Raw genomic sequence first — 24,173 nt, 5'->3', positions numbered from 1 at the left:
ACCTCCGTAACGCTTCGGCAACTTTGCCGCATTGACGTGATGTTAACCACAGCAACGATGCGGCGTCATTACCTCGGCGTCAGGTCGCCACGACATGGCCGAACCCCGCCCACCGCGATCGGTGGACGGGGCTCGTGAACGCTCAGGTCAGCGCGGTGCGCGATTGACCGCGGAGACGACTGCCTTCAGCGAGGCGCGCGTGGTGTTGGCGTCAATGCCGATACCCCACAGCACCTTTCCGTCGATGGCACACTCGATGTACGAGGCGGCCTGCGCGCTCGCGCCCTCGCTCATGGTGTGCTCCGAGTAGTCCAGCAGCCGGGCGTCGACCCCGACGGCGGCCAGCGCGGCGAAGAAGGCCGAAATCGGTCCGTTGCCGGTGCCGGTCAGCACGGTCTCCACGCCGTCCACGACCGCCTCGACGGTGAGGGTGTCCGTGCCGTCCTTCTCGGTCGTGGTCTGGCCGGAACGCAGCTGGATCCGGCCCCAACGGGCCCCGGGCTCCTCCGCGTTGGGCAGGTACTCGTCCTGGAAGATCGACCAGATCGCGCCAGGGGTGACCTCGCCGCCCTCGCTGTCGGTCTTCGCCTGGATGATCCGCGAGAACTCGATCTGCATCCGGCGCGGCAGGTCCAGCTTGTGGTCGTTCTTCAGGACGTACGCGATGCCGCCCTTGCCGGACTGGGAGTTGACCCGGATGACCGCCTCGTACGAGCGGCCCACGTCCTTGGGGTCGATCGGCAGATACGGCACGGCCCATTCGATGCCGTCGACCGTCTTTCCCTGGGCGGCGGCATCGGCCTCCATGGCGTCGAAGCCCTTCTTGATGGCGTCCTGGTGGGAGCCGGAGAAGGCGGTGTAGACGAGGTCGCCCGCGTAGGGGTGGCGCGGGTGGATCTCCATCTGGTTGCAGTACTCGCTGGTGCGGCGGATCTCGTCGATCTGCGAGAAGTCGATCTGCGGGTCAATGCCCTGGGAGAACAGGTTCATGCCCAGGGTCACCAGGTCGACGTTGCCGGTGCGCTCACCCTGGCCGAACAGACAGCCCTCGATCCGGTCAGCCCCGGCCATGAGCGCCAGCTCGGCGGCGGCGACGGCCGTCCCGCGGTCGTTGTGCGGGTGGACGGAGAGGCACACGTACTCGCGGCGGGACAGGTTCCGCGACATCCACTCGAAGCGGTCGGCGTGCGTGGAGGGCGTGGACCGCTCGACGGTGGCCGGCAGATTGAGAATGATCTCGCGGCCCTCCTCGGGCTGCCAGATGTCCATGACGCCCTCGCAGACCTCCAGGGCGAAGTCCAGCTCGGTGTCGGTGAAGATCTCCGGGCTGTACTGGTAGCCGAAGACGGTCTCCGGGCCCAGGATCTTCTCGGCGTACTCGGAGACCAGCCGCGTACCGTCGACGGCGATCTGCCTGACCTGCTCGCGGGTGCCCCGGAAGACGACGCGGCGGAAGGTGGGGGCGGTGGCGTTGTAGAGGTGGACGGTGGCGCGGTGGGCGCCGACCAGCGACTGCACCGTGCGCTCGATCAGCTCTTCCCTGGCCTGCGTCAGGACGGAGATCGTCACGTCCTCGGGGACGGCGCCCTCTTCGATGATCGACCGTACGAAGGCGAAGTCGGTCTCGCCGGATGACGGGAAGCCGACCTCGATCTCCTTGTAGCCCATGCGTACCAGCAGGTCGAACATCTCGCGCTTGCGCGCGGGCGACATGGGATCGATCAGGGCCTGGTTGCCGTCGCGCAGGTCGGTGGAGAGCCAGCGGGGCGCCTGGGTGACGCGGTTGTCCGGCCAGGTGCGGTCGGGGATGTCCACGGCCTCGTAGCGGCCGTACTTGTGGATCGGCATCCCGGACGGGCGCTGGGTGTGCGTGGCGTTGGTGAGGGGGGTGGGACGGCCGACGGCCGGTCCGGCGGCGGGACCGGACCCGCGCTCGGAAGTGCGCTCAGACATTGCGTAGGGCTCCTCGTGTGTCCGCTGGGACGGCCGACGGGGCGGGAAAACCGCATCACCAGACTCCGCGGGGAGGGGGTCGGCCTACGACTACAGACCCTCGCCGCGGCAGCTAAGGAGAAGCAGCCCGAAACGCATGATGCTCCGCAGCGTAGCTGAGCCGGGTGGTCCGCGCGGGCCCGTATCAGTATGCGGGATCACCGGGGGTTCGGTCCAAAACTACTCGAAAGCCCCATTCCGGAGACTCGCAAGGGCTTCTGCGGCGGACAGGACCTAGAAGCCCAGCTTGCGCAGTTGCTTCGGGTCGCGCTGCCAGTCCTTGGCGACCTTGACGTGCAGGTCGAGGAAGACCGGCGTGCCCAGCAGCGCCTCGATGTGCTTGCGGGACTTGGTCCCGACCTCCTTGAGGCGCTTGCCCTTGGGGCCGATGATGATCCCCTTCTGGCTCGGCCGCTCGATGTAGACGTTCGCGTGGATGTCCAGCAGCGGCTTGTCGGCCGGCCGGTCCTCGCGCGGCAGCATCTCCTCGACAACGACCGCGATCGAGTGCGGCAGCTCGTCCCGTACGCCTTCGAGCGCGGCCTCGCGGATCAGCTCGGCCACCATGACCATCTCGGGCTCGTCGGTGAGGTCGCCCTCCGGGTAGAGCGGCGGGCTCTGCGGCAGCAGCGGGACCAGCAGGTCGGCGACGAGCTCCACCTGGTCGCCGCCGACGGCCGAGACGGGGATGATCTCCGCCCACTCGAAGCCCAGCTCCTTGCCGAGCTGGTCGATCGCGATCAGCTGCTCGGCCAGGACGCGGGAGTCGACCAGGTCGGTCTTGGTGACGAGCGCGACCTTCGGCGTCTTTCTGATCCCGGCGAGCTCCTTGACGATGAAGCGGTCGCCGGGGCCGAGCTTCTGGTCGGCGGGCACGCAGAAACCGATGACGTCGACCTCGGCCCAGGTGGTCCGTACGACATCGTTCAGCCGCTCGCCGAGCAGCGTGCGCGGCTTGTGGAGACCCGGGGTGTCGACCAGGATCAGCTGCGCGTCGGGCCGGTGCACGATGCCGCGCACCGTGTGGCGCGTGGTCTGCGGCCGGCTGGAGGTGATCGCCACCTTCTGGCCGACCAGAGCGTTCGTGAGGGTGGACTTGCCCGCGTTGGGGCGACCGACGAAACAGGCGAAACCGGCCCGGTGGGGGGCTTCGGACGGTTCGGCGGACGTCTCGGGAGACGAAGGGATACGAGCGCTCATGGCGCCCATTCTCCCCGATCGCCCCGCCCCCGCCGACCAGTCGGCCCGGAGGCGGGCCCTCCGGACACCTCAGCCGGCGTCGACGGTCAGCCGCACGGTCCCGTCAGGAGCGGCGAGGAGCACCGGCGTACCCGGCCCGCCGAGATCACGTACGGCGGCCCGGTCCTCGTCCCCGATCCCCGAAGCCTCCGTGACGACCGCGGCGGCCTCCAGCGAGGTGGCCCCACTCGCGACGGCCATGGCGACGGCGGTGCGCAGCGCGCTGAGCTTCAGGGAGTCCAGATCGACGCTCCCCGCGACATAGGTCCGCCCGGTCTCGTCCCGTACGGCCGCCCCTTCGGGCACCCCGTTCCGCGCGCGGGCGCTGCGGGCCAACGTAATGATCTTGCGATCCTCGGGATCGATGTCGGTGCTCTGCGTCGTCATACGCCGAGCATAGAGAGCGGGTCCGGCCGGACGGGCGGAAGGGATCCCCCTCCGGATCGCCGGGTGGAGCACCGCTCGGCACACAGAGCGCACCGCACGCCTGACGGAGCGTGAACCGGCGCGTTCGGGGCATGATGCGGGAGCCGTAGATCACATGAACGGCGTCCCAACAAAGCATGAATTAGGCATGTCTTCTAGCTTTTGATCTCGGGTATCGTCCCGTTCCACGCGGCCAGGTCTGCTGACCAGCAGCAGTGCCGTCAGGGGGAGAGCGCGCGCTTTGCCGGGCTCCCGGGCAGGTGGTCCGAGCAGAGGAAGAAGGTCATGAAGCGCATACTCATACGCTCAGGTAAGAGCCCGTTCCACGTAGCCAGTCAGCAGGAGTTCCTCCAGAAGGACCTGATCGGGACCAACTCCGGGAACCTGCTCTTCAGCGACGCCGCGCACAAGATCCTGCTCACCGAGCGGACCGAGATCACGTCCAACGGGCTCAGCACCGTCCCGACGGCGGAGCGGGCGCGGCAGATCAATGAGCAGTACGACGTCTTCGTCGTGCCGCTCGCCAACGCCTTCCGGCCCTCCTTCAAGGGCGCGCTGGACAAACTCTCCGCTCTCATCGAGCAGTTGATTATCCCCGTCGTCGTCGTGGGCGTCGGCGCCCAGGCGTCCGAGGACTACGACACCACCCGGCTCGCGCCCATCGAGTCCTCGGTGAAGAGGTTCGTCAAGGCCGTCCTGGAGAGATCCGCCTCCATCGGGGTGCGCGGTGAGCTGACCGCCGCCTACCTGGAGCGGCTCGGCTTCAAGCAGCACGTCGAGGTCATCGGGTGCCCGTCGATGTTCCTGCACGGCGACACCTTCCCGACCCCCCGGGACCCGGGCGTGATCGACGCCCACTCCCGGATAGCGATCAACATGTCCCCCGGCGCGACAGCCGTCGGCGACATGGAGGGCATGGCCCGCCACGCGCTGGAACGCTTCCCGCATCTGAGGTACTACGCGCAGAACCTCGCCGACGCCGAAATCCTCTTCTGGGGCGACACCTCAGCCGTCACCGGCCCCAAGACCCGCTTCCCCCGGCGGCTGACCCACCCGCTGTTCGAGCAGAACCGGGTCAGGGTCCCGCTGGATCCCCGTACCTGGATGGACGAGCTGGCGACGTACGACTTCGTCTACGGCACCCGTATCCACGGCAACATCGCCCCCTTGCTCGCCGGCACCCCCAGCGTCGTCCTCGTGCACGACTCCCGGACCCTGGAACTCTGCCGCTACTTCGGCATCCCGCACCGGATGCTCAGCGCCACCCCCGCCGACGTCCACCCGCGGGACCTGTACGAACAGGCCGATTACAGCGAGATGCTGAACGGCCACAAGGAACGCTTCGACCGCTTCGTCACCTTCCTCGACAAGAACGGTCTGGAGAACACGTTCACGCACGGCGACGGCGGCGCCGCCTTCGACCTGCGGCTCGGCGCGCTCGACCTGCCGCCCTCACTCGGCGTCTGGGACGGCAGCGACGACGGGGCGCTGCGCTACCGCTTCAGCCGGCTGCACGAGCGCCACAACGTCACCGACCGCCGTATCGAGGTGCTCACCAAGAAGAACAACGAGCTCCAGAAGAAGCTCGGCGCCATGGAGCGGCGGCTCGCCGATCTGGAGAACGGCTCGCCGCTGCGGATCGGCCCGGCCGTCCGGCGGCAGGTACGCCGCCGGCTGCGGCCGGGCAACTGACCCGCGCGCGACCCCCGTTACGCCGTCACGCCCTCACGCCTGTTACGGCCGGTCCAGCCGAAGACGCTCCGCCTTCGGCAGACCGGCCACCACCAGGTCGTAACTGTCCTCGATCAGCTCGCGCACCATCCGCGTGGGCAGCCCGGGGACCGTGACCGTGTTCCAGTGCCGCTTGTTGAGGTGCCATCCGGGGACGATCTCCGGATGGGCCGCCCGCAGCCGGATCGCCTCGTCCGGATCGCACTTGAGCGAGACCTTCAACGGCTCGGCGTCCAGGGCGGTGAGCGCGAACACCTTCCCCACCACCTTGAAGACCGATGTCTCCGGGTTGAAGGGGAACTCCTCCGTCACCGCGTTGAACTCCAGGCAGAACGACCTCAGTTCGTCCCGGAGTCCGTCCCGCGACGGCCCACCGCCCCCGGCCGCGCTCATCGCGACGCCGCCTTGTCCGCCGGCTCCGCGAGCACCGTCACGATCTTGTTCCGCCGGCCCGCCGGGGACTCCGCCGTCAGCCGCAGCGTACGGCCGTCGGGCAGCTCGACCAGCGCGCTGGCACCGGCGATCGGCACCCGGCCGAGCGCCTTCGCGAGCAGCCCGCCGACCGTCTCCACGTCCTCGTCGTCGAACTCGTCGAGCCCGTACAGCTCCCCGAGATCGCCGATGTCCAGCCGGGCCGTGACCCGGTAGGAGTCGGTGCCGGTCTCCTCGACCGGCGGCAGCTCACGGTCGTACTCGTCCGTGATCTCGCCGACGATCTCCTCCAGGATGTCCTCGATCGTCACGATGCCGGCCGTGCCGCCGTACTCGTCGATGACGACGGCGACATGGTTGCGCTCCTGCTGCATCTCGCGCAGCAGATCGCCCGCGTTCTTCGTGTCGGGCACGAACGCCGCCGCGCGCATCGCCGTGGAGACCAGATCGGCCTCGGAATCGCGGTTGATGTGCGTCTTCCTGACGAGGTCCTTGAGATAGACGATGCCGACGATGTCGTCCTCGTTCTCCCCCGTGACCGGGATCCGGGAGAAGCCGGAGCGCAGCGCCAGCGTCAGCGCCTGGCGAATCGTCTTGTAGCGCTCGATGCAGACCAGGTCCGTACGCGGCACCATCACCTCCCGCACCAGCGTGTCCCCCAGCTCGAAGACCGAGTGCACCATCCGGCGCTCCTCGTCCTCGATAAGCGACTCCTGCTCGGCGAGGTCCACCATCGAGCGCAGCTCCGCCTCGCTCGCGAACGGTCCCTTGCGGAAGCCCTTGCCGGGCGTGAGCGCGTTGCCGAGGAGGATCAGCAGCTGCGGGATCGGCCCCATGACCCTGGCCAGCGGCAGCAGTACGTACGCGGCGACGGTCGCCGTGTTCAGCGGGTGCTGGCGGCCGATGGTGCGCGGTGAGACGCCCACCGCGACGTACGACACGAGGACCATCACGCCGATCGCCACGAGCAGCGCGGCCCAGGTGTCCTCGAACTCCTCCAGGCTGACGTAGGTGACCAGCACCCCGGCCGCCATCTCGCACGCGACGCGCACCAGCAGCGCCACGTTCAGATACCGCGTCGGGTCGGCCGCGACCTGCGCCAGCCGGTCGGCGCCGCGCCGCCCGGAGCGCTCCGCCTCGGCGGCCCGGAAGCTGGAGACACGGGCGAGCCCCGCCTCCGCGCACGCCGCCAGCCAGGCGACGACGACCAGCGCGACCGCCCCGATGATCAGTTGCGTGATCACGAGACGGTCGGTGCGGGAGAGGGACCGGTCAGGCCCTGCTCGGCCCGCCAGCCGTCCACGATGGCCGCCTGGAGACCGAACATCTCGGCTTTCTCGTCGGGCTCCTCGTGGTCGTACCCGAGGAGGTGCAGCACCCCGTGGACGGTGAGGAGTTGGAGCTCCTCGTCCATGGAGTGCCGCGTCGGCGCTTCCTCGCCCTGGGTCTTCGCGACCTCCGGGCAGAGCACGACGTCACCGAGGAGCCCCTGCGGGGGCTCCTCGTCGTCCTTCACCGGCGGACGCAGCTCGTCCATCGGGAAGGACATGACATCGGTCGGACCCGGGAGGTCCATCCACTGCATGTGCAGCTGCTCCATGGCCGCGGAGTCCACCACGATCACCGAGAGCTCGGAGAGGGGATGGATACGCATCCGGGTCAGCGTGTAGCGGGCGGCCCCGAGGATCGCCTGCTCGTCGACCTCGGTCCCTGACTCGTTGTTGACGTCGATCGACATGGTGCGGTGTGACTCTCCCGGGTAGTGCCGCGAGGCGCCGGCTCAGCTGTGCTGTTCGTTGCCGTTGCGGCTGTCGTACTGCTCGTAGGCGTCGACGATACGGCCGACGAGCTTGTGCCGGACGACGTCGTCGGAGGTGAGACGGGAGAAGTGCACGTCATCGACATCGTGGAGGATGTCCTGGACCTGGCGCAGCCCGCTCTTCGTACCGCCGGGAAGGTCGACCTGGGTGACATCGCCCGTGATGACGATCTTCGAGTCGAAGCCGAGCCTCGTCAGGAACATCTTCATCTGCTGTGAGCTGGTGTTCTGCGCCTCGTCGAGGATGATGAACGCGTCGTTGAGCGTCCGGCCCCGCATGTACGCCAGGGGCGCGACCTCGATCGTGCCCGCGGCCATCAGCCGCGGGATCGAGTCGGGGTCGAGCATGTCGTGCAGCGCGTCGTAGAGCGGGCGCAGATACGGGTCGATCTTCTCGTACAGCGTGCCGGGCAGGAAGCCGAGCCGCTCCCCCGCCTCCACCGCGGGCCTGGTCAGGATGATCCTGGTGACCTGCTTGGACTGGAGGGCCTGGACGGCCTTGGCCATGGCGAGATAGGTCTTGCCGGTGCCCGCCGGGCCGATGCCGAAGACGATCGTGTGCTTGTCGATCGCGTCCACATAGCGCTTCTGGTTGAGCGTCTTGGGGCGGATCGTGCGGCCACGGCTGGAGACGATGTTCTGAGTGAGAACTTCGGCGGGGGTCTCGGGTCCGTCCGCGCCGCCGTTCTCGCTCGCCCTGAGCATGGCGATCGAGCGTTCCACTGCGTCCTCCGTCATCGGCTGACCGGTGCGGAGCACCAGCATCATCTCGTCGAACAGGCTCTGGATCAGCGCGACCTCGGCCGCGTCGCCCACGGCGCTGATCTGATTGCCCCGGACATGGATGTCGGCGGCCGGGAACGCCTTCTCGATCACGCGCAACAGCGAGTCACCGGAACCCAGGATCGTCACCATCGGGTGCTTGGCGGGGATGGTGAAGTGGGCTCGCGCCTGACCGGGCGCGGTAGGGGCTGTGGGTGTCTGAGTCATGGGCCGGCACTGTGGCCTGCACATACCTCCCGTTGCAGGGTTCTCGCCGCTCGACAACCTCTGGGTACCAGCGTACGACTCCCCACTGACAAGGCCGAAGGGCTTTTACAGGGGGCTTTTGACGCGGGGCCCCGCGCGGGGGGCCGATGGCCCCGTCAGGCCGAGCGTCCGAAGCCGATCGTGGGCACCGCTCTGCGCAGCGGCCACGGCCGGGTCGGCGCGGGCAGCAGGCCCTTCAGGAAGGCGTACCGGCGCAGCGCAGCGGGATCCTGGTCCGGCAGTTCTTGTACGGACTGCCACCACGCGGCCACCTCCGCCCAGCCGGGCGCCGACAGCGATCCGCCGAACTCCTGGACCGACAGCGCGGCCGTGAGCCCGGAGAAGGCGAGCCGGTCGGCGAGCGGCCAGCCGGCGAGGGTGCCGGTGACGAACCCGGCCACGAACACGTCCCCCGCGCCCGTCGGATCGAGCGCCTCCACATCGATGGCAGGCACCTCGGCGGTCGTGCCGGCGGCGCTGTCCACCGCGTACGCCCCCTCGGCGCCCAGGGTCACCACCACCAGCGGCACCACCTCGGCGAGCGCCCGCGCGGCGGCCTTCGGGCAGTCGGTGCGGGTGTAGCGCATCGCCTCCTCGGCGTTGGGCAGAAACGCCTCGCAGTGCGCCAGGTCGGGCAGGCCCGCCAGGTCCCAGCGGCCGGTGTCGTCCCACCCCACGTCGGCGAAGACCCGCGCCCCATGCCCGGCGGCGCGGGCGATCCACCCGTCGCCGCGGCCCGGTGTGAGCGCGGCGACGGCGGCACGCGCGCGTGGCGGGCACTCGGGCAGGGCGCCCTCCGGCGGCGGCGCCTCGTGACCGTGCGAGACCATCGTGCGCTCGCCCTCGTACGCCATGGAGACGGTGACCGGCGAGTGCCAGCCGGGGACCGTGCGGGAGCGGGAAAGGTCGATGCCCTCGCCCTGCTCCAGGGCGTCCCAGCAGTACTCCCCGTAGTGGTCGTCGCCGAAGGCCGCGGCGAGCGACGTGCGCAGCCCCAGCCGGGCCAGCGCGCTGGCCATGTTGGCGATGCCGCCGGGGCTCGAACCCATGCCCCTGGCCCAGGACTCGGTGCCGCGCACGGGGGCGCTGGCGAGGCCGGTGAAGATGATGTCGAGGAAGACCGTGCCCGTCAGGTAGACGTCGCAGTCGGGGTCGTCCGGGGCCCGCAGGGCGCCCAGCGGGTCGACATCTGCGGTGTGCCGCTGCGGCGTTCCTTCGGTTGGGGTCACGGTCGCGCTCCCGGATCGGCGTACGGATCCGGACAGTGTGCCCGATGGCACTGACAGTCGGCGCGAGGGCAGGCCGTGGGGGCCGCCGTCGGCCGGGGCCGGGGCGCGGGCCGCGGCGGTCAGCCGGAGCGCTTGGGCAGCGGTACGCGTACGAGGTCCGCCGCGACGGTCAGCTCGCCCTCGTAACCGGCCACCCTGGCCTGCCGCTCGAACTCCGCGGGGTCGGAGTAGCGCTGCGAGAAGTGCGTCAGCACGAGATGCCGTACGCCCGCCTCCCGCGCCACCGCGCCCGCCTGACCGGCGGTCAGATGCCCGCGTTCCTCGGCCAGTTGACCGTCCTCGTCGAGGAACGTGGACTCGATGACCAGCATGTCGCAGCCGTCGGCCAGCGCGTACACCCCGTCGCAGAGCCGGGTGTCCATGACGAACGCGAAACGCTGGCCCCTGCGCTCCTCGCTCACATCGGCGAGCGTGACCCCGCACAGCTCCCCGTCCCGCTGGAGACGCCCCACGTCGGGCCCCTTGATGCCGTGCGCGGCGAGACGTTCGGGGAGCATCCTGCGCCCGTCGGGCTCGGTGATCCGGTAGCCGTAGGACTCGACGGGGTGCGAGAGCTTGTGCGCCCGGAGGGTGTACGAGCCGGTGCTGGCGAGGACGCCGTCGGCGTCGACGGGCGCCTCGGTGACCCCGACGGTCTCGCGGTACGCCGTCGCGTACCGCAGCCTCCTGAAGAAGACGTGTCCGCTCGCCGGGTAGTGGGCGGTGACCTCGTGCGGGACGCGGTCCAGGTTGATGCGCTGGATCACCCCGGCGAGGCCGAGCGAGTGGTCGCCGTGGAAGTGCGTGACGCAGATCCGGTTGATGTCGTACGCCGCGACTCCGGCGCGCGACATCTGGCGCTGGGTGCCGTCCCCGGGGTCGAAGAGGATGCCTTCGCCGTCCCAGCGCAGCAGATAGCCGTTGTGGTTGCGGTGCCGGGTGGGGACCTGGCTGGCGGTGCCGAGGACGACGAGTTCTCGTACGGACAAGGTGGGGGCCTACCCGGGGGGCCAGTTGAGGCCACGGCCACCCAGGACATGGGCGTGCGCGTGGAAGACGGTCTGACCGGCGCCGCTGCCGGTGTTGAAGACGATCCGGTAGCCGCTGCCCACGGTCTTGTCCTCGGCGGCGACCTCGGCGGACTCGCGCAGGATGTCGGCGGTGATCTGCGGCTCGGCGGCGGCGAGCGTGGCCACGTCCGGGTAGTGGACCTTGGGGATCACCAGAACATGCGTGGGGGCCTGCGGGTTGATGTCCCTGAAGGCCACGGTGGTGTCCGTCTCGCGTACGACGGTGGCCGGCACCTCCCCGGCGACGATCTTGCAGAACAGGCAGTCGGCCTGTCGTTCTCCCGCCATGGTCCGGGTCTCCTCATCGGTCGGCCGGTCGCCCCTGGTCACTTCCGTACGGAGGCATGCTATCCGCCCCCGGAGCGTGACCCCCGGTCAGGACCAGCGGCCCGTACGGGCCAGCAGCAGCGCGCACGCGGCCGTGCCGGCGGTGGAGGTGCGCAGCACGGTGGGGCCGAGCCGGTACGGGGCGGCCCCGGCGTCCGCGAAGAGCGCCAGTTCGTCCGGGGAGACGCCGCCCTCGGGTCCGACGACGAGCACGATGCTCCCGGCGGCGGGGAGTTCGGCGGTGGCCAGGGGCTCACTCCCCTCCTCGTGCAGGACGGCGGCGAAGTCGGCCCCCGCCAGCAGCGCCGCGACCTCTTTGGAGGTCATCGCCTCCGCGACGTCCGGGAAGCGGAGCCTGCGGGACTGCTTGCCCGCCTCGCGCGCGGTCGCGCGCCATTTCGCCAGGGACTTGGCGCCCCGCTCGCCCCTCCACTGCGTGATGCAGCGCGCTGCCTGCCAGGGCACGATCGCGTCGACGCCGGTCTCGGTCATCGTCTCGACGGACACCTCGCCGCGGTCGCCCTTGGGCAGCGCCTGGACGACGGTGATACGGGGCCGGGGCTCGTCCTCGATCCGTACGCCGGTGACCGCGACGTCCAGCCGGTCCTTGCCGTGGACGGCCTCGACCGTCCCGTGCGCGCCGGTGCCCGCGCCGTCCGTGAGGACCACCTCCTCCCCGGCGCGCAGCCTCCTTACGGAGACGGCGTGGCGGCCCTCGGGGCCGTCCAGCGTGACCGTGCCCGGCCGCAGGGCGACGGCGGTGTCGACGACGAAGACAGGTGCGGTCATGAGGCGTTTCCCAGGGTCAACGAGGCGCGGGTGGCTTCGAGTTCGTCGGCGAGGACCTCGACGAGCTGCCCGGCGGGCAGAGCGCGGGCCATCCGGTGGCCCTGGCCGGCCCACAGGGCCATGCCCTGGGGGTCGCCGACCTTGGCGGCGGCCTTGCGCAGTCCGGTGGTCAGGTGGTGCACCTCCGGGTACGCGGGCGGGGCGTACGGGCCGTGTTCGCGCATGAAGCGGTTGACGAGACCGCGCGCGGGCCGGCCGGAGAAGGCGCGGGTGAGTTCGGTGCGGGTGAACAGCGGGTTGGTCATGGCCTGCTTGTGGAGCGCGTGGGCGCCGGACTCGGGGCAGACGAGGAAGGCGGTGCCGAACTGCGCGGCGTCGGCGCCCGCGGCCAGTACGGCGGCGATCTGGCCGCCGCGCATGAGCCCGCCGGCCGCGATGACCGGGAGCCGTACGGACTCCCGTACCTGCGTCACGAGCGACAGCAGCCCGATGCCCGCGCCGTCGGTGGCGGGGTCGTCGCGGTGCGTGCCCTGATGGCCGCCCGCCTCGATGCCCTGGACGCAGACGACGTCGGCGCCCGACCACTGGGCGGTCTGGGCCTCCTCGGGCGTGGTCACCGTGACGACGGTGAGGGTGCCGACGCGGGTGAACGCGTCGAGGGTGGTGGGCGTGGGGCAGCCGAAGGTGAACGACACGACGGGGACGGGATCGTCGAGCAGTATCGCGAGCTTGGCCTCGTACCCGTCGTCGCCGCCCGCGTCGGGGTCGCCGAGCGGGGTCTCGTACCAGGTCGCCTCACCGGCCAGCTGTTCGCGGTAGAGCTCCACGGCCGCGTGGTCGTCGTGGTGCGGCTGCGGCATGAACAGATTGATCCCGAACGGGGCCGAGCCGAGCCCCCGGAGCTGCTTGACCTCTTCGTACATCCCGTCGGCGGTCTTGTAACCGGCGGCGAGGAATCCGAGTCCGCCGGCGTTCCCGACGGCCGCGACCAGCTGCGGGCCGGACGCGCCGCCGGCCATGGGCGCCTGCACGATCGGATACCGGCAGAGATCGGTCAACACGGAGGACATGCACGCATGGTGCCATGTCGGCCGTGGAGCCCTGGTGCCGGTTGGTCCTCGGCCGCCGGAGGGGCCCTGAGCAGGCCCTCCGACGGCCCGGGGGACGGTCTAACGACCGTTGAACGCGTCCTTCAGCCGGGAGAAGAGGCCCTGCTGTCCCGGTTGGAACTGGCCGGTGGGCCGTTCCTCGCCCCTGAGCTTCGCCAGCTCCCGCAGCAACCGCTCCTGCTCCGGGTCGAGTTTCGCCGGGGTCATGACCTCGACATGGACGATCAGATCGCCCCGGCCACCGCCCCGCAGATGCGTGATGCCACGGCCGTGGAGCGGGATCGACTGGCCCGACTGGGTGCCCGGCCGTACGTCGATGTCCTCGACCCCGTCCAGCGTCTCCAGCGGGCACTGGGTGCCCAGGGACGCCGCGGTCATCGGGATGGTGACCGTGCAGTGCAGATCGTCGCCGCGGCGCTGGAACACCGCGTGCGGCAGTTCATGGATCTCGACGTACAGATCGCCCGCCGGACCGCCACCCGGTCCGACCTCGCCCTCACCCGAGAGCTGGATACGGGTGCCGTTGTCGACGCCCGCGGGGATCTTGACCGTGAGCGTGCGGCGCGAGCGGATACGGCCGTCGCCCGCGCACTCGGGGCAGGGGGTCGGCACGACCGTACCGAAGCCCTGGCACTGCGGGCACGGCCGCGAGGTCATGACCTGGCCCAGGAAGGACCGCGTGACCTGTGAGACCTCGCCGCGACCGCGGCACATGTCACAGGTCTGCGCGGAGGTGCCGGGTGCGGCGCCCTCGCCCGAGCAGGTCGTACAGACGACCGCCGTGTCGACCTGGATGTCCTTCGTCGTGCCGAAGGCGGCCTCGTTGAGGTCGATCTCCAGCCGGATCATCGCGTCCTGGCCGCGCCGCGTCCGCGACCTCGGCCCACGCTGCTGCGACGTCCCGAAGAACGCGTCCATGATGTCCGAGAAGTTGCCGAAGCCACCAGCCCCGAAGCCACCGGCGCCGGCGCCCGCCTGCGAGAGCGGGTCGCCGCCGAGGTCGTAGACCTGCTTCTTCTGCGGGTCCGACAACACCTCGTACGCGGCGTTGATCTCCTTGAACCGCTCCTGCGTCTTCGGATCGGGATTGACATCCGGGTGCAGCTCGCGGGCGAGCCTGCGGAATGCCTTCTTGATCTCGTCCTGTGATGCGTCGCGGCGTACGCCGAGTACGGCGTAGTAGTCCGTGGCCACTTACGACTCCGCCAGGATCTGTCCGACGTAACGTGCCACTGCGCGTACCGCTCCCATCGTTCCGGGGTAGTCCATGCGGGTCGGTCCGACCACGCCGAGTTTGGCGACTGCCTCGTCGCCCGAACCGTAGCCGACCGCGACGACGGACGTGGAGTTGAGGCCCTCATGGGCGTTCTCGTGCCCGATTCGTACGGTCATGCCTGAGTCCTCGGCCTCGCCGAGGAGCCTGAGGAGCACGACCTGCTCCTCAAGTGCCTCCAGCACAGGCCGGATTGTCAGAGGGAAGTCGTGCCCGAAGCGCGTCAGATTGGCGGTGCCGCCGATCATCAGCCGCTCCTCGGTCTCCTCGACCAGCGTCTCCAGAAGCGTCGCGAGGACCGTGGACACCGTGCCCCGGTCCTCCAGGTCGAAGGAGTCGGGCAGCTCCTGCACCAGCAGCGGCACGTCGGAGAACCGGCGTCCCACCACCCGGGCGTTGAGCCGGGCCCGCAGGTCCGCCAGCGACGTGTCGCCGAACGGCACCGGACAGTCGATCATGCGCTGTTCGACCCGGCCGGTGTCGGTGATCAGAACCAGCATCAGTCGCGCGGGGGCCAGCGAGAGCAGTTCCACATGCCGCACCGTCGAGCGGGTCAGCGAGGGGTACTGCACGACCGCGACCTGCCGGGTCAGCTGCGCGAGCAGCCGCACCGTGCGGCCCACCACGTCGTCCAGATCGACGGCGCTGTCGAGAAAGTTCTGGATGGCCCTGCGCTCCGGCGCCGACAGCGGCTTGACGCCCGCCAGCCGGTCGACGAAGAGCCGGTAGCCCTTGTCCGTCGGAATACGCCCCGCGCTGGTGTGGGGCTGGGCGATGAAGCCCTCGTCCTCCAGCACCGCCATGTCGTTACGGACGGTGGCCGGGGAGACACCGAGCTTGTGCCGCTCGGTGAGCGCCTTGGAGCCGACGGGCTCCTCGGTGCCGACATAGTCCTGGACGATGGCGCGCAGCACCTCAAGCCTGCGTTCGCTCAGCATCGCGCACACCTCCAGCTCTGGTTCCTCGGATCCGGCTTGGCACTCGATGCGCGGGAGTGCCAGCATTCCCCGGGCCAGTGTACGGCCGTGAGGTACGCCCCTAGCAAGGCCGACCGGTCACGCTACCGCGCGGCACCGCCAGGGCGTGTCTTTTGGATCTTGCCGGGCTCGCGGTCCCTGGCACGCACGCCCGCCGCGTTGTCGTCGGTCGCCATGGCTCCGCCATGTCTCCCTCCTCCGCCTTGCGACCGCACGCACCAGCCCCCGCTCCCTGATCCGGCCTGATCCAAAAGACACGCCCTGGCCCCACCGATAGCGTCGCCGTATGGACGTCCGTTGGGAAGAGCACGGCTGGGAACGACTGGCTCCGGGGGTCGGCAGACGGCGGCTGCCTGGCTGGGATGCGACGGTCGGGCTTGTCGTGGGCGCGGAAGCCGTCCTTCTGTACGACACGGGCTCGACGCTCCGTGAGGGCGCGGAGATCCGCGCGCAGGCGCAGGCGCTGTGCGGCAGGCGCGTCACCCATATCGCGCTCAGTCACCCCCACTTCGACCACGTCCTGGGCACGGCGGCCTTCTCGGGGGCGGAGGTCTACGGGGCGGTCGGCCTGGGCGAGGTGCTCCTCCGCGACCGGGAGGGCCTGCGCGCCACGGCCGTACGGCACGGCGTACCCGCCTCCGAAGCCGCGACGGCGGTGGACGTACTGGTGGTGCCGGACCATCCCGTATCGGGCGAGTGGACCCTCGATCTCGGCGGGCGACAGGTACTTCTCGCCAATGTCGGCCCCGGGCACTCCGGGCACGATCTGGCCCTGCTCGTCCCGGGCGACCGGGAGATCGTCTTCTGCGGCGACCTGGTCGAGGAGTCGGGCGAACCCCAGGCGGGCGACGACGCGATCCCCTCCCGCTGGCCTGCCGCCATCGACCGGCTGCTGGCGCTGGGCGGCGAGGACGCGGTGTACGTTCCCGGCCACGGCGCGGCCGTCGACGCGGCGTTCGTACGGGCCCAGCGGGGCGCGCTCGCCGCACGTTTCGGCACGGCGTGAGCCCGGATATCGTCTGGGGATGCGCAGCTACAGCCCCGATCTGACCCCGCCCTGGAAGCGCTCGAAGCCGGTGCCGGAGGTGCCCGCCGAGCCGGATCTGGTGGTCGAGGAGGTGTCGACGGGCTTCTGCGGCGCGGTGATCCGCTGCGAGAAGACGGCGGAGGGGCCGACGGTCACCCTGGAGGACCGCTTCGGCAAGCACCGGGTGTTCCCGCTGGTGGCGCGCGGGTTCCTGCTCGAAGGCCGGACCGTCACCCTGGTCCGGCCCACCGCCGGCGCCCCGGCCCGGCCCACCCGCACGGCCTCCGGCTCGGTCGCCGTCCCCGGCGCGCGGGCGCGGGTGGCCCGTGCCGGGCGTATCTACGTGGAGGGGAGGCACGACGCGGAACTGGTCGAGCGGGTCTGGGGCGACGACCTCCGTATAGAGGGCGTGGTCGTGGAGTATCTGGAGGGCATCGACGACCTCCCGGCGATCGTCGCGGAGTTCGCCCCGGCACCTGACGCGCGGCTCGGCGTCCTGGTGGACCACCTGGTGCCCGGCTCCAAGGAGTCCCGCCTGGCGGAGCAGGTCACCGGGGACGACGTACTGGTCGTGGGGCACCCGTACATCGACGTCTGGGAGGCGGTGAAGCCGTCCTCGGTGGGCATCGCGGCCTGGCCGACGATTCCGCGCGGCCAGGACTGGAAGACGGGAGTGTGCCGGTCCCTGGGCTGGCCGGAAAACACCGGTGCGGCGTGGCAGCGAATCCTGTCCTCGGTCCGCTCCTACCGCGACCTGGAACCGGCGCTGCTGGCCCGGGTGGAGGAGCTGATCGACTTCGTGACGGACCCACCACGCGAGTAGCGGTTACGGGTCGGGGGCCGCCTCCGGCGGGGTCGGCGGTGCGGGCCGGTTGAACAGCGCCACGCGACGGCCCGAGGGGGGGCGGGGGTGCAGGAGGGGTGTGTTCGGACACTCAGGCTGATTTGTGTCGCGTGAACAACAAGGGCACATCGGGTCCAACGAACGGGGCACGCGCCGTAAATCACGCCGTCCGGACATACCCCTCCGGAGGCCCCGACCCCCGCCCGTCAGCCGACAACCGCAACCCGACAACCCCGCGAACCGCCGGACGGCACACCCCTCAATCCACCAGATCCCGCACCACCGCGTCCGCCAGCAACCGCCCCCGCAGCGTCAGCACCGCCCGTCCCTCCCCGTACGGCCCCGCCGACAGCAGCCCCTCGCCCAGCGCCCGCCCCGCAGCCGCCAGCCCCGCAGGCCGCAGCAGGGACAGCTCCACGCCCTCCGACAGCCGCAGCTCCAGCAGGATGCGCTCCACGCGCCGGTCCTCCGCCGTGAGGAGTTCCCGGCCCGCCCCCGGCGACCGCCCCTCCGCCAGCGCCGCCGCGTACGCCCCCGGGTGCTTCACGTTCCACCACCGGACCCCGCCCACGTGGCTGTGGGCGCCGGGACCCGCGCCCCACCAGTCCGCCCCGCGCCAGTACAGCTCGTTGTGCAGGCAGCGCCCGGCCGGCGTGGTGGCCCAGTTGGAGACCTCGTACCAGGAGAACCCGGCCGCCGCCAGCGTCTCGTCCGCGATCAGGTACCGGTCCGCGTGCTCGTCGTCGTCGGTCATGGGGATCTCGCCCCGGCGGATCCGGCGGGCGAGCCCCGTGCCCTCCTCGACGATGAGCGCGTACGCCGACACATGGTCGGGCCCCGCCCCCACCGCCGCCGCCAGCGACTCGCGCCAGTCGTCGTCGGTCTCCCCGGGCGTGCCGTAGATCAGGTCGAGGTTCACATGGTCGAACCCGGCCGCGTGGGCCTCCGCGACGCACGCCTCGGGCCGGCCGGGGGTGTGCGTGCGGTCGAGGACCTGGAGCACGTGCGGCTTCGCGCTCTGCATACCGAAGGAGATCCGGTTGAAGCCGCCCTCGCGCAGCTCCGCGAGGTACGCGGGGTCGACGGACTCCGGGTTCGCCTCGGTGGTGACCTCGGCGTCGTCCGCGAGGCCGAACTCGTCGCGTACGGCGCCCAGCATCCGTACGAGGTCGGACGCGGCGAGCAGCGTGGGCGTACCGCCGCCGACGAAGACGGTGCGGACGGGCCGGGAGTCGTCGCCGAGGACCTTGCGGGCGAGCCGGATCTCGTCGGTCAGGGTGTCGGCGTAGTTGTCGCGGGACGCCAGGACGCCGCCCGAGCCGCGCAGCTCCGTCGCGGTGTAGGTGTTGAAGTCGCAGTAGCCGCAGCGGGTGGCGCAGTACGGCACGTGCAGATAGAAGCCGAGCGGCCGGTCCGCCGCACCCTCCAGGGCGTGCGCGGGCAGCGCGCCGGACTCGGGCATGGGGTCACCGTCGGGCAGAGCGGAAGGCATGCCCCCAGTGTCCCGCACCGCGGCGGTGTCCCCGCCGGACGCGGGGACTACTCCGCGCGCAGCACCAGCATCGCCAGATCGTCCGACGGCGGACTCGGGTCGAAGTCGTGCACGGCACGTCGAATCCGTTCGGCGACACCCTGCGCGTTCAGCCCCGTGCAGCCCGCCAGGATCACGGCGAGACCGTCGTCGTCGTCCAGGAGCAGCCGCCCCGAGCGGCGCTCGGTGACGCCGTCGGTGACGCACAGGAGCGTGTCCCCCGACTCCAGGTCGAAGCTGAGGCTCTCGTACGCGACGTTCTCGTCGACCCCGAGGAGCAGTTGCGGCTCCGCCGCCACGCTCACCGTCCCGTCGGGCTTCAGCAGCAGCGGCAGCGGGTGGCCGGCGCTCGCGAGGGTGCAGCGGGCACCGCCGCCGGTGCCGGGGAGCGGCGCGAGTTCGCCGTAGAGGAGGGAGAGGAAACGCGACTGGCCGCCGTCGGCGAGCCCGCCGCCGCGCCCGCCGTCCCCGGCGCTCTGCTCGATGTCGCCGATATCACGGATGTCGCCCATGTCACTGAGCGGGCCGAGATCGCTGAGCCCGGGGAGGGCTCCGTCGCCGCCCGTAAGGTCCTGCCCGCCCGCGACGGCGACCATCAGCGCGGCGGCTTCGGCGGCTTCCATCGCGTCGTCGAGCAGGAGCCGGTTGAGCCGGTCGAGGACCTCACCGACGCCGTATCCCTCGCGGGCTAGGAGCCGCAGCCAGGGCCGGGCGAGACCGGTGACGACGGCCGCCTCGGGGCCGCTGCCCTGGACGTCGCCGAGCATGAAGCACCAGCGTCCGCCGGGCGGGGCGGGGAAGACGTCGTAGAAGTCGCCGCCGACCACGCCGTCGTCGGCGGGCTCGTACACGAGGTGGCTCTCGACGCCGGGAATCCGGGCGACCTGGCTGGGCAGCAGGCTTCGTTGCAGGACGCGGCTGATGGTGGCCTGCCGGGTGTAGCGGCGTGCGGCGCCGATCGCGAGGGCGACGCGGCGGGCGAAGTCCTCGATGAGCGCGATCACTTCGTCGGGCATCCGGGCGAGCCGACGCCGCCCGAGGACGAGGGTGCCGAGGGGGCGGCCGTTGGCGACGAGCCGACACGCGACGGCCGCGCCGTCGTGCGCGCCGGTCTGGCCCGAGCCGGGCCAGGGAACGGGCACAGGAACGTTACGCCCGCCGGTGCCGCCGCCCTCGCCGTCCTCTCCGCGCTGCGGGTCGAGCAGCCGCGGCGGCTCCTTCTCCAGGAGGGCGCGCAGCGACTCGATGCGGGACTCGTCGGCGTGCCAGACGCGGGCGAGCCGCGGTGTGCCCGCTCTGCCGTGCCCTTCGCCCTCGCCGTCGAGCCAGATCGCGCACCAGTCGGCGAGCCGGGGCACGAGCAGTTGGCCGGCGAGCGCGGCGACCAGGTCCTCGTCGAGCTGGCCCGCGAGCAGGTCGGAGGCTTCGGCGAGGAAGGAGAGGGCGCCCCGGCTGATCCAGTCGGGGTCCTCGCGCGGCATACCGTGCGGTGCGGCGGCCAGGATCTCGGCGGCGCGCAGCCCGCGGCGCAGGGCGGGTTCGCCGACGACTCCGTCGGTTCCGGCGGCCGTGCCGGTGCCGGATGCGGCCCCGGTGGCCGCCCCGTCGAGCGGGAGCCGGGCCCAGACGGTCTTGAGGCCGGTGCGGTACGTGATGCCCCAGCGTTCCGCGAGGGCGGCGATGAGCTGGAGGCCCCGGCCGTAGTCGGGGGCGCCGCCGCCCGCCGGGCCGTGCGCGTCGCTGCGTACGGAGCGGGCGGGGTGGTGGTCGGACACCTCGATGACGAGGGCGGCGGACTCCGGCTCGGCGTCCGCGTCCGGCTCGGGCGGCGGGACGGGCGCGCCGTCAGGACCGGGCGCCGCGTCGGGTGGCTCGGCCCCCGGCTCCCCCGGCGCTTCCAGACGGCAGAGCAGTTCGATATTGGTGCCCGCGTGCACGACGGCGTTGGTGACCAGTTCGTCGACGATCAGCACCGCGTCGTCGGCCAGCACGTCGGAGCCGTGCTCACCCGGTGGGCACTGCGCGTCGCCCTGGCAGAGGGCGCAGGCGGTGAGCAGCCCGAGGCTCGTCCACTCGGCGAGCGCCGCGCGCACGAACCGGCGCGCGGCGGACGGTGCGAGCGGGTTGCCCGGCAGGCTGGTGCGTGCCGTGCGTCGCTCGTCGTTACGGAACGCCCGACTCCGATTCGGAGGCGGCACTTCCGGATCTTTCGGGTCCCGACGGTCCCCTATAGGCACCACGTGCGGCTCCTGGTTCTTTCTTTCGATGCGCCGCTTACGACCCCGACAGAGTGACAGACTGAGCGTGCCCATACGCGTCGAGTCATCGAAACGGGCGAAGAAGCGGGCGAAGAAATGAGCGAAGGACAGAGCTCAGAGGCCACTTCCCGGCCGCCGTACCCCCGACACACTACGCATCAGGATCCCCCAATCCCGGCCATTACCTATTCGGACGCCACCTACGATGAGCACCCTGATACCCACCGAGCCAGTCACTGACACCCCTGTCGCGGACCGCGCGGGGATCCTCCTCGTCGACGACATGGAGGAGAATCTTCTCGCACTCGAAGCCGTTCTGACATCCCTCAACGTCCCACTGGTACGCGCCCGTTCGGGCGAGGAGGCGATGCGGGCCCTGCGTCGCGAGCGGTTCGCGCTGGTCCTGCTGGACGTACGGATGCCGGGCATGGACGGCTTCGACACCGCCGCCGGCATCAAGCGGCTGGACCAGGCGAAGGACGTCCCGATCATCTTCCTGACCGGGAGCGACACCGACAGCGGATTCACGTTCCGCGGCTACGCGACCGGGGCTGCGGACTTCATCCCGAAGCCGTTCGACCCCTGGGTACTGCGCGCCAAGGTGACGGTCTTCCTCGAACTGCACCGCAAGAACCGCCAGTTGGAAGCCCTCCAGGCCCAGGACCACGCACGGCTCGCGGAGATGGGCCACCGGCTCGCCGCGATCGGGTCGATGCTCGGCGACGAGGGCCCGGTCGGTCACGACGGCGGCCCCGGCGAACTGGCCGCGCTGCGCGACCATGTGGCCGGGCTCGACAACATACTGCGGGAATTACGCCGCGGACGGAGCCTTCAGCCGTAGATCCCGGCCGCCGGCCCCCGCCCGCGCACTCATGTACGACGCGTATGCGCCTCTACGCCTCCCGCGCGCCCTCGTACATCTCGTCCAGCAGGTACTTGTACTCCCGCTCCACGACCGGCCGCTTGAGCTTCAGACTCGGGGTGAGCTCGCCGTGCTCGATGTCCAGGTCGCGCGGCAGCAGCCGGAACTTCCTGATCGTCTGCCAGCGCTGAAGGCCCTCGTTGAGCTCCTTCACATAGCCCTCGATGAGCTCGCGCGTCTTCGGTGAGGCGACGACGTCGGCGTACGGGACGCCCTCCATACCGTTCTCAGCCGCCCAGCCGAGCAGGGCCGGTTCGTCCAGCGAGATGAGCGCGGTGCAGAAGTTCCGGTCGGCGCCGTGCACCAGGATGTTCGAGACGTACGGGCACACCGCCTTGAACTGGCCCTCGACCTCGGCCGGTGCGATGTACTTGCCCCCCGATGTCTTGATCAGGTCCTTCTTGCGGTCGGTGATCCGCAGGTAGCCGTCGACCGACAGCTCACCGATGTCGCCGGTGTGGAACCAGCCGTCGGATTCGAGGACTTCGACGGTCTTCTCGGGCAGCCCGTGGTAGCCGTCCATGATGCCGGGACCGCGCAGCATGATCTCGCCGTCGTCGGCGATACGGACCTCGCAGCCGGGCAGCGGCTTGCCGACGGTGCCCGTGCGGTAGGCCTCGCCCGGGTTGACGAAGCTGGCGGCGCTGGACTCGGTGAGGCCGTAACCCTCCAGGATGTGGATTCCGGCGCCGGAGAAGAAGAAGCCGATGTCGGGAGCGAGGGCGGCTGATCCGGAGATCGCGGCGCGCAGCCGGCCACCGAACGCCTCGCGGAGCTTGGCGTAGACGAGCCTGTCGGCGACGGAGTGCTTGGCGCGCAGACCGAAGGGCGCCGAAGCGGTGCCGGTGTGCCGGAAGTTGTCCTGGCTGACCTTGGCGTACTCGCGCGAGACCTCCGCGGCCCACTGGAAGATCTTGTACTTCGCGCCGCCGCCGGCGCGCGCCTTGGCCGCGACCCCGTTGTAGACCTTCTCGAAGATGCGGGGCACCGCCGCCATGTAGGTCGGGCGCACCACCGGCAGATTCTCGATGATCTTGTCGACGCGGCCGTCGACAGCGGTGACATGACCGACCTCGATCTGGCCGGAGGTCAGCACCTTGCCGAAGACGTGCGCCAGCGGCAGCCACAGGTACTGGATGTCGTCCTTGTTCATGAGCCCGGTGCCCGCGGTGGCCTTCGCCATGTACGACCAGTTGTCGTGCGGCAGCCGTACGCCCTTGGGGCGGCCTGTGGTGCCCGAGGTGTAGATGAGGGTGGCGAGCTGGTCGGCCCTGATCTCCCCGACCCGCTCCTTGACGGCCTGGGGGTGCTCCCGAAGATGCTTCGTCCCGAGCTCCTCCAGGTCGGCGAGGGAGAGCACCCAGCCGTCCGGGTCGCCGTCGGCGGGCTTCGCGTCCGCCGCCTCGATCACCACGACATGGGCGAGATTCGGGAGCTCGGCCCGGCGCTCGCGCGCCTTGGCGAGCTGCTCGCCGTCCTCCGCGATGAGGACGCGGCTCCCGGAGTCGCCGAGGATGTACGCGCACTCCTCGGCGTTCGTCGAGGGGTAGACGGTCGTGGTCGCGGCGCCCGCGCACATCACACCGAGGTCGGCGAGGATCCACTCGACCCGGGTGGCGGCGGCGAGCGCGACACGCTCCTCGGGCCGTACGCCCAGCGAGATCAGACCGGCGGCCATCGCGTACACCCGCACGGCCGCCTGGCCCCAGCTCAGGGAATTCCAGTCGTCGGGGCCCTGACCGGTGGCGGGAGGGACCGGATAGCGGTACGCCTCCGCGTCGGGCGTGGCCGCCACGCGCTCAATGAAGAGAGTCGCCACTGACGGCGGCCGATTCTCGATCAAGGTCTTTGTGTCGCTCACGACGTCCTCCGGGCCCCGCAATGTCTGCGCGACTGGCTTGTTGTTTAACTGGTGAGTAACCATCGAGCGTGATCAGACTAGAGCGGACCCGCCCGGTACGTAAGGGGACGCGGGGACCCGCTTCATAACGAACCCGACCGTGAACGGCCGTCGGGGGCGGGCGCCCGGGCGCCCCGCCCCCCCCCGCCCCCCGCCCCCGGGCCCTACCCCCCGCCCCCCCCCCCGCACCCCCCCCGCCCCCCGGGGGGC

General features: G+C 70.8%; 21 protein-coding genes. 4 read left to right on the top strand and 17 right to left on the bottom strand.

Annotated features, from left to right (window positions below; translation table 11 throughout):
• Window positions 1–147 precede the first annotated feature (147 nt).
• The 3 genes from leuA to ACFWV8_RS05160 form a co-directional block, all read right to left on the bottom strand.
• Window positions 148–1,953, bottom strand: a complete 1,806-nt coding sequence (gene leuA / locus ACFWV8_RS05170; protein ID WP_384198113.1) for a 2-isopropylmalate synthase — start codon at window positions 1,951–1,953, stop codon at window positions 148–150.
• Between the two features lie 273 nt (window positions 1,954–2,226).
• Complete coding sequence (era, locus tag ACFWV8_RS05165) at window positions 2,227–3,201, bottom strand: GTPase Era (protein WP_384198111.1); 975 nt, start codon at window positions 3,199–3,201, stop codon at window positions 2,227–2,229.
• Window positions 3,202–3,261: 60 nt separating this feature from the next.
• Entirely contained in the window at window positions 3,262–3,618 is a 357-nt protein-coding gene (locus ACFWV8_RS05160) for a cytidine deaminase (protein ID WP_384198110.1), read from the bottom strand.
• Window positions 3,619–3,942: 324 nt separating this feature from the next.
• Between ACFWV8_RS05160 and ACFWV8_RS05155 the strand changes: the two genes are divergently transcribed.
• Window positions 3,943–5,349: a polysaccharide pyruvyl transferase family protein gene (locus tag ACFWV8_RS05155; RefSeq protein ID WP_384198108.1), complete on the top strand. Its 1,407-nt coding sequence runs from the start codon at window positions 3,943–3,945 to the stop codon at window positions 5,347–5,349.
• 42 nt (window positions 5,350–5,391) lie between these two features.
• Here the strand turns inward: ACFWV8_RS05155 and ACFWV8_RS05150 are convergent, their stop codons facing one another.
• The 11 genes from ACFWV8_RS05150 to hrcA all read right to left on the bottom strand — a co-directional run bounded on the left by ACFWV8_RS05150 (window position 5,392) and on the right by hrcA (window position 15,442).
• On the bottom strand, window positions 5,392–5,781 hold the full coding sequence (locus ACFWV8_RS05150; RefSeq protein ID WP_384198106.1) for an MmcQ/YjbR family DNA-binding protein: 390 nt from the start codon (window positions 5,779–5,781) through the stop codon (window positions 5,392–5,394).
• Entirely contained in the window at window positions 5,778–7,064 is a 1,287-nt protein-coding gene (locus tag ACFWV8_RS05145; protein ID WP_384198104.1) for a hemolysin family protein, read from the bottom strand. The genes ACFWV8_RS05150 and ACFWV8_RS05145 overlap by 4 nt, the downstream gene beginning before the upstream one ends.
• On the bottom strand, window positions 7,061–7,558 hold the full coding sequence (gene ybeY / locus ACFWV8_RS05140) for an rRNA maturation RNase YbeY (RefSeq protein WP_329387869.1): 498 nt from the start codon (window positions 7,556–7,558) through the stop codon (window positions 7,061–7,063). Before ybeY ends, ACFWV8_RS05145 begins: the two co-directional genes overlap by 4 nt.
• Before the next feature lie 42 nt (window positions 7,559–7,600).
• Window positions 7,601–8,629, bottom strand: a complete 1,029-nt coding sequence (locus ACFWV8_RS05135) for a PhoH family protein (RefSeq protein WP_329387867.1) — start codon at window positions 8,627–8,629, stop codon at window positions 7,601–7,603.
• Window positions 8,630–8,784: 155 nt separating this feature from the next.
• Window positions 8,785–9,897 (bottom strand): carbohydrate kinase family protein, encoded by a 1,113-nt coding sequence (locus ACFWV8_RS05130; RefSeq protein WP_384198102.1) that lies wholly within the window; start codon window positions 9,895–9,897, stop codon window positions 8,785–8,787.
• A gap of 119 nt (window positions 9,898–10,016) precedes the next feature.
• The gene (locus tag ACFWV8_RS05125) at window positions 10,017–10,925 is read right to left on the bottom strand and encodes a ribonuclease Z (protein WP_384198100.1); all 909 of its coding nucleotides are present in this window, start codon (window positions 10,923–10,925) and stop codon (window positions 10,017–10,019) included.
• A 9-nt stretch (window positions 10,926–10,934) separates the two neighbouring features.
• Complete coding sequence (locus ACFWV8_RS05120) at window positions 10,935–11,294, bottom strand: histidine triad nucleotide-binding protein (RefSeq protein ID WP_329387861.1); 360 nt, start codon at window positions 11,292–11,294, stop codon at window positions 10,935–10,937.
• An 87-nt stretch (window positions 11,295–11,381) separates the two neighbouring features.
• Window positions 11,382–12,122, bottom strand: a complete 741-nt coding sequence (locus ACFWV8_RS05115; RefSeq protein ID WP_384198098.1) for a 16S rRNA (uracil(1498)-N(3))-methyltransferase — start codon at window positions 12,120–12,122, stop codon at window positions 11,382–11,384.
• A complete protein-coding gene (locus ACFWV8_RS05110; RefSeq protein WP_384198096.1) occupies window positions 12,119–13,192 on the bottom strand; it encodes a nitronate monooxygenase in 1,074 nt (357 codons plus the stop codon). Before ACFWV8_RS05110 ends, ACFWV8_RS05115 begins: the two co-directional genes overlap by 4 nt.
• Window positions 13,193–13,291: 99 nt before the next feature.
• A complete protein-coding gene (gene dnaJ / locus ACFWV8_RS05105) occupies window positions 13,292–14,425 on the bottom strand; it encodes a molecular chaperone DnaJ (protein ID WP_384198094.1) in 1,134 nt (377 codons plus the stop codon).
• Window positions 14,426–15,442 (bottom strand): heat-inducible transcriptional repressor HrcA, encoded by a 1,017-nt coding sequence (gene hrcA / locus ACFWV8_RS05100; protein WP_329392450.1) that lies wholly within the window; start codon window positions 15,440–15,442, stop codon window positions 14,426–14,428. It abuts the gene before it with no gap.
• Between the two features lie 325 nt (window positions 15,443–15,767).
• Between hrcA and ACFWV8_RS05095 the strand changes: the two genes are divergently transcribed.
• Together ACFWV8_RS05095 and ACFWV8_RS05090 are read left to right on the top strand one after the other, a co-directional pair.
• Window positions 15,768–16,487 carry an MBL fold metallo-hydrolase gene (locus ACFWV8_RS05095; RefSeq protein ID WP_384198092.1) on the top strand — a complete coding sequence of 240 codons (720 nt, stop codon included), beginning with the start codon at window positions 15,768–15,770 and terminating at the stop codon, window positions 16,485–16,487.
• 19 nt (window positions 16,488–16,506) lie between these two features.
• Window positions 16,507–17,331, top strand: a complete 825-nt coding sequence (locus ACFWV8_RS05090; RefSeq protein ID WP_384198090.1) for a DUF3097 domain-containing protein — start codon at window positions 16,507–16,509, stop codon at window positions 17,329–17,331.
• Between the two features lie 280 nt (window positions 17,332–17,611).
• On the opposite strand, the gene hemW is transcribed toward ACFWV8_RS05090, so the two are convergent.
• Window positions 17,612–18,844 (bottom strand): radical SAM family heme chaperone HemW, encoded by a 1,233-nt coding sequence (hemW, locus tag ACFWV8_RS05085; protein WP_384198088.1) that lies wholly within the window; start codon window positions 18,842–18,844, stop codon window positions 17,612–17,614.
• A gap of 47 nt (window positions 18,845–18,891) precedes the next feature.
• Window positions 18,892–21,081: a SpoIIE family protein phosphatase gene (locus ACFWV8_RS05080; protein WP_384198086.1), complete on the bottom strand. Its 2,190-nt coding sequence runs from the start codon at window positions 21,079–21,081 to the stop codon at window positions 18,892–18,894.
• A 265-nt stretch (window positions 21,082–21,346) separates the two neighbouring features.
• On the opposite strand from ACFWV8_RS05080, the gene ACFWV8_RS05075 reads away from it, so the two are divergent.
• Complete coding sequence (locus ACFWV8_RS05075) at window positions 21,347–21,982, top strand: two-component system response regulator (RefSeq protein ID WP_384198084.1); 636 nt, start codon at window positions 21,347–21,349, stop codon at window positions 21,980–21,982.
• A gap of 52 nt (window positions 21,983–22,034) precedes the next feature.
• Here the strand turns inward: ACFWV8_RS05075 and ACFWV8_RS05070 are convergent, their stop codons facing one another.
• A complete protein-coding gene (locus ACFWV8_RS05070) occupies window positions 22,035–23,924 on the bottom strand; it encodes an AMP-dependent synthetase/ligase (protein ID WP_384198082.1) in 1,890 nt (629 codons plus the stop codon).
• Window positions 23,925–24,173: the final 249 nt, after the last annotated feature.

The sequence above is a fragment of the Streptomyces sp. NPDC058665 genome (assembly GCF_042714995.1).
Lineage (GTDB): Bacteria > Actinomycetota > Actinomycetes > Streptomycetales > Streptomycetaceae > Streptomyces.
This window is presented reverse-complemented; position numbering and strand designations above follow the sequence as displayed.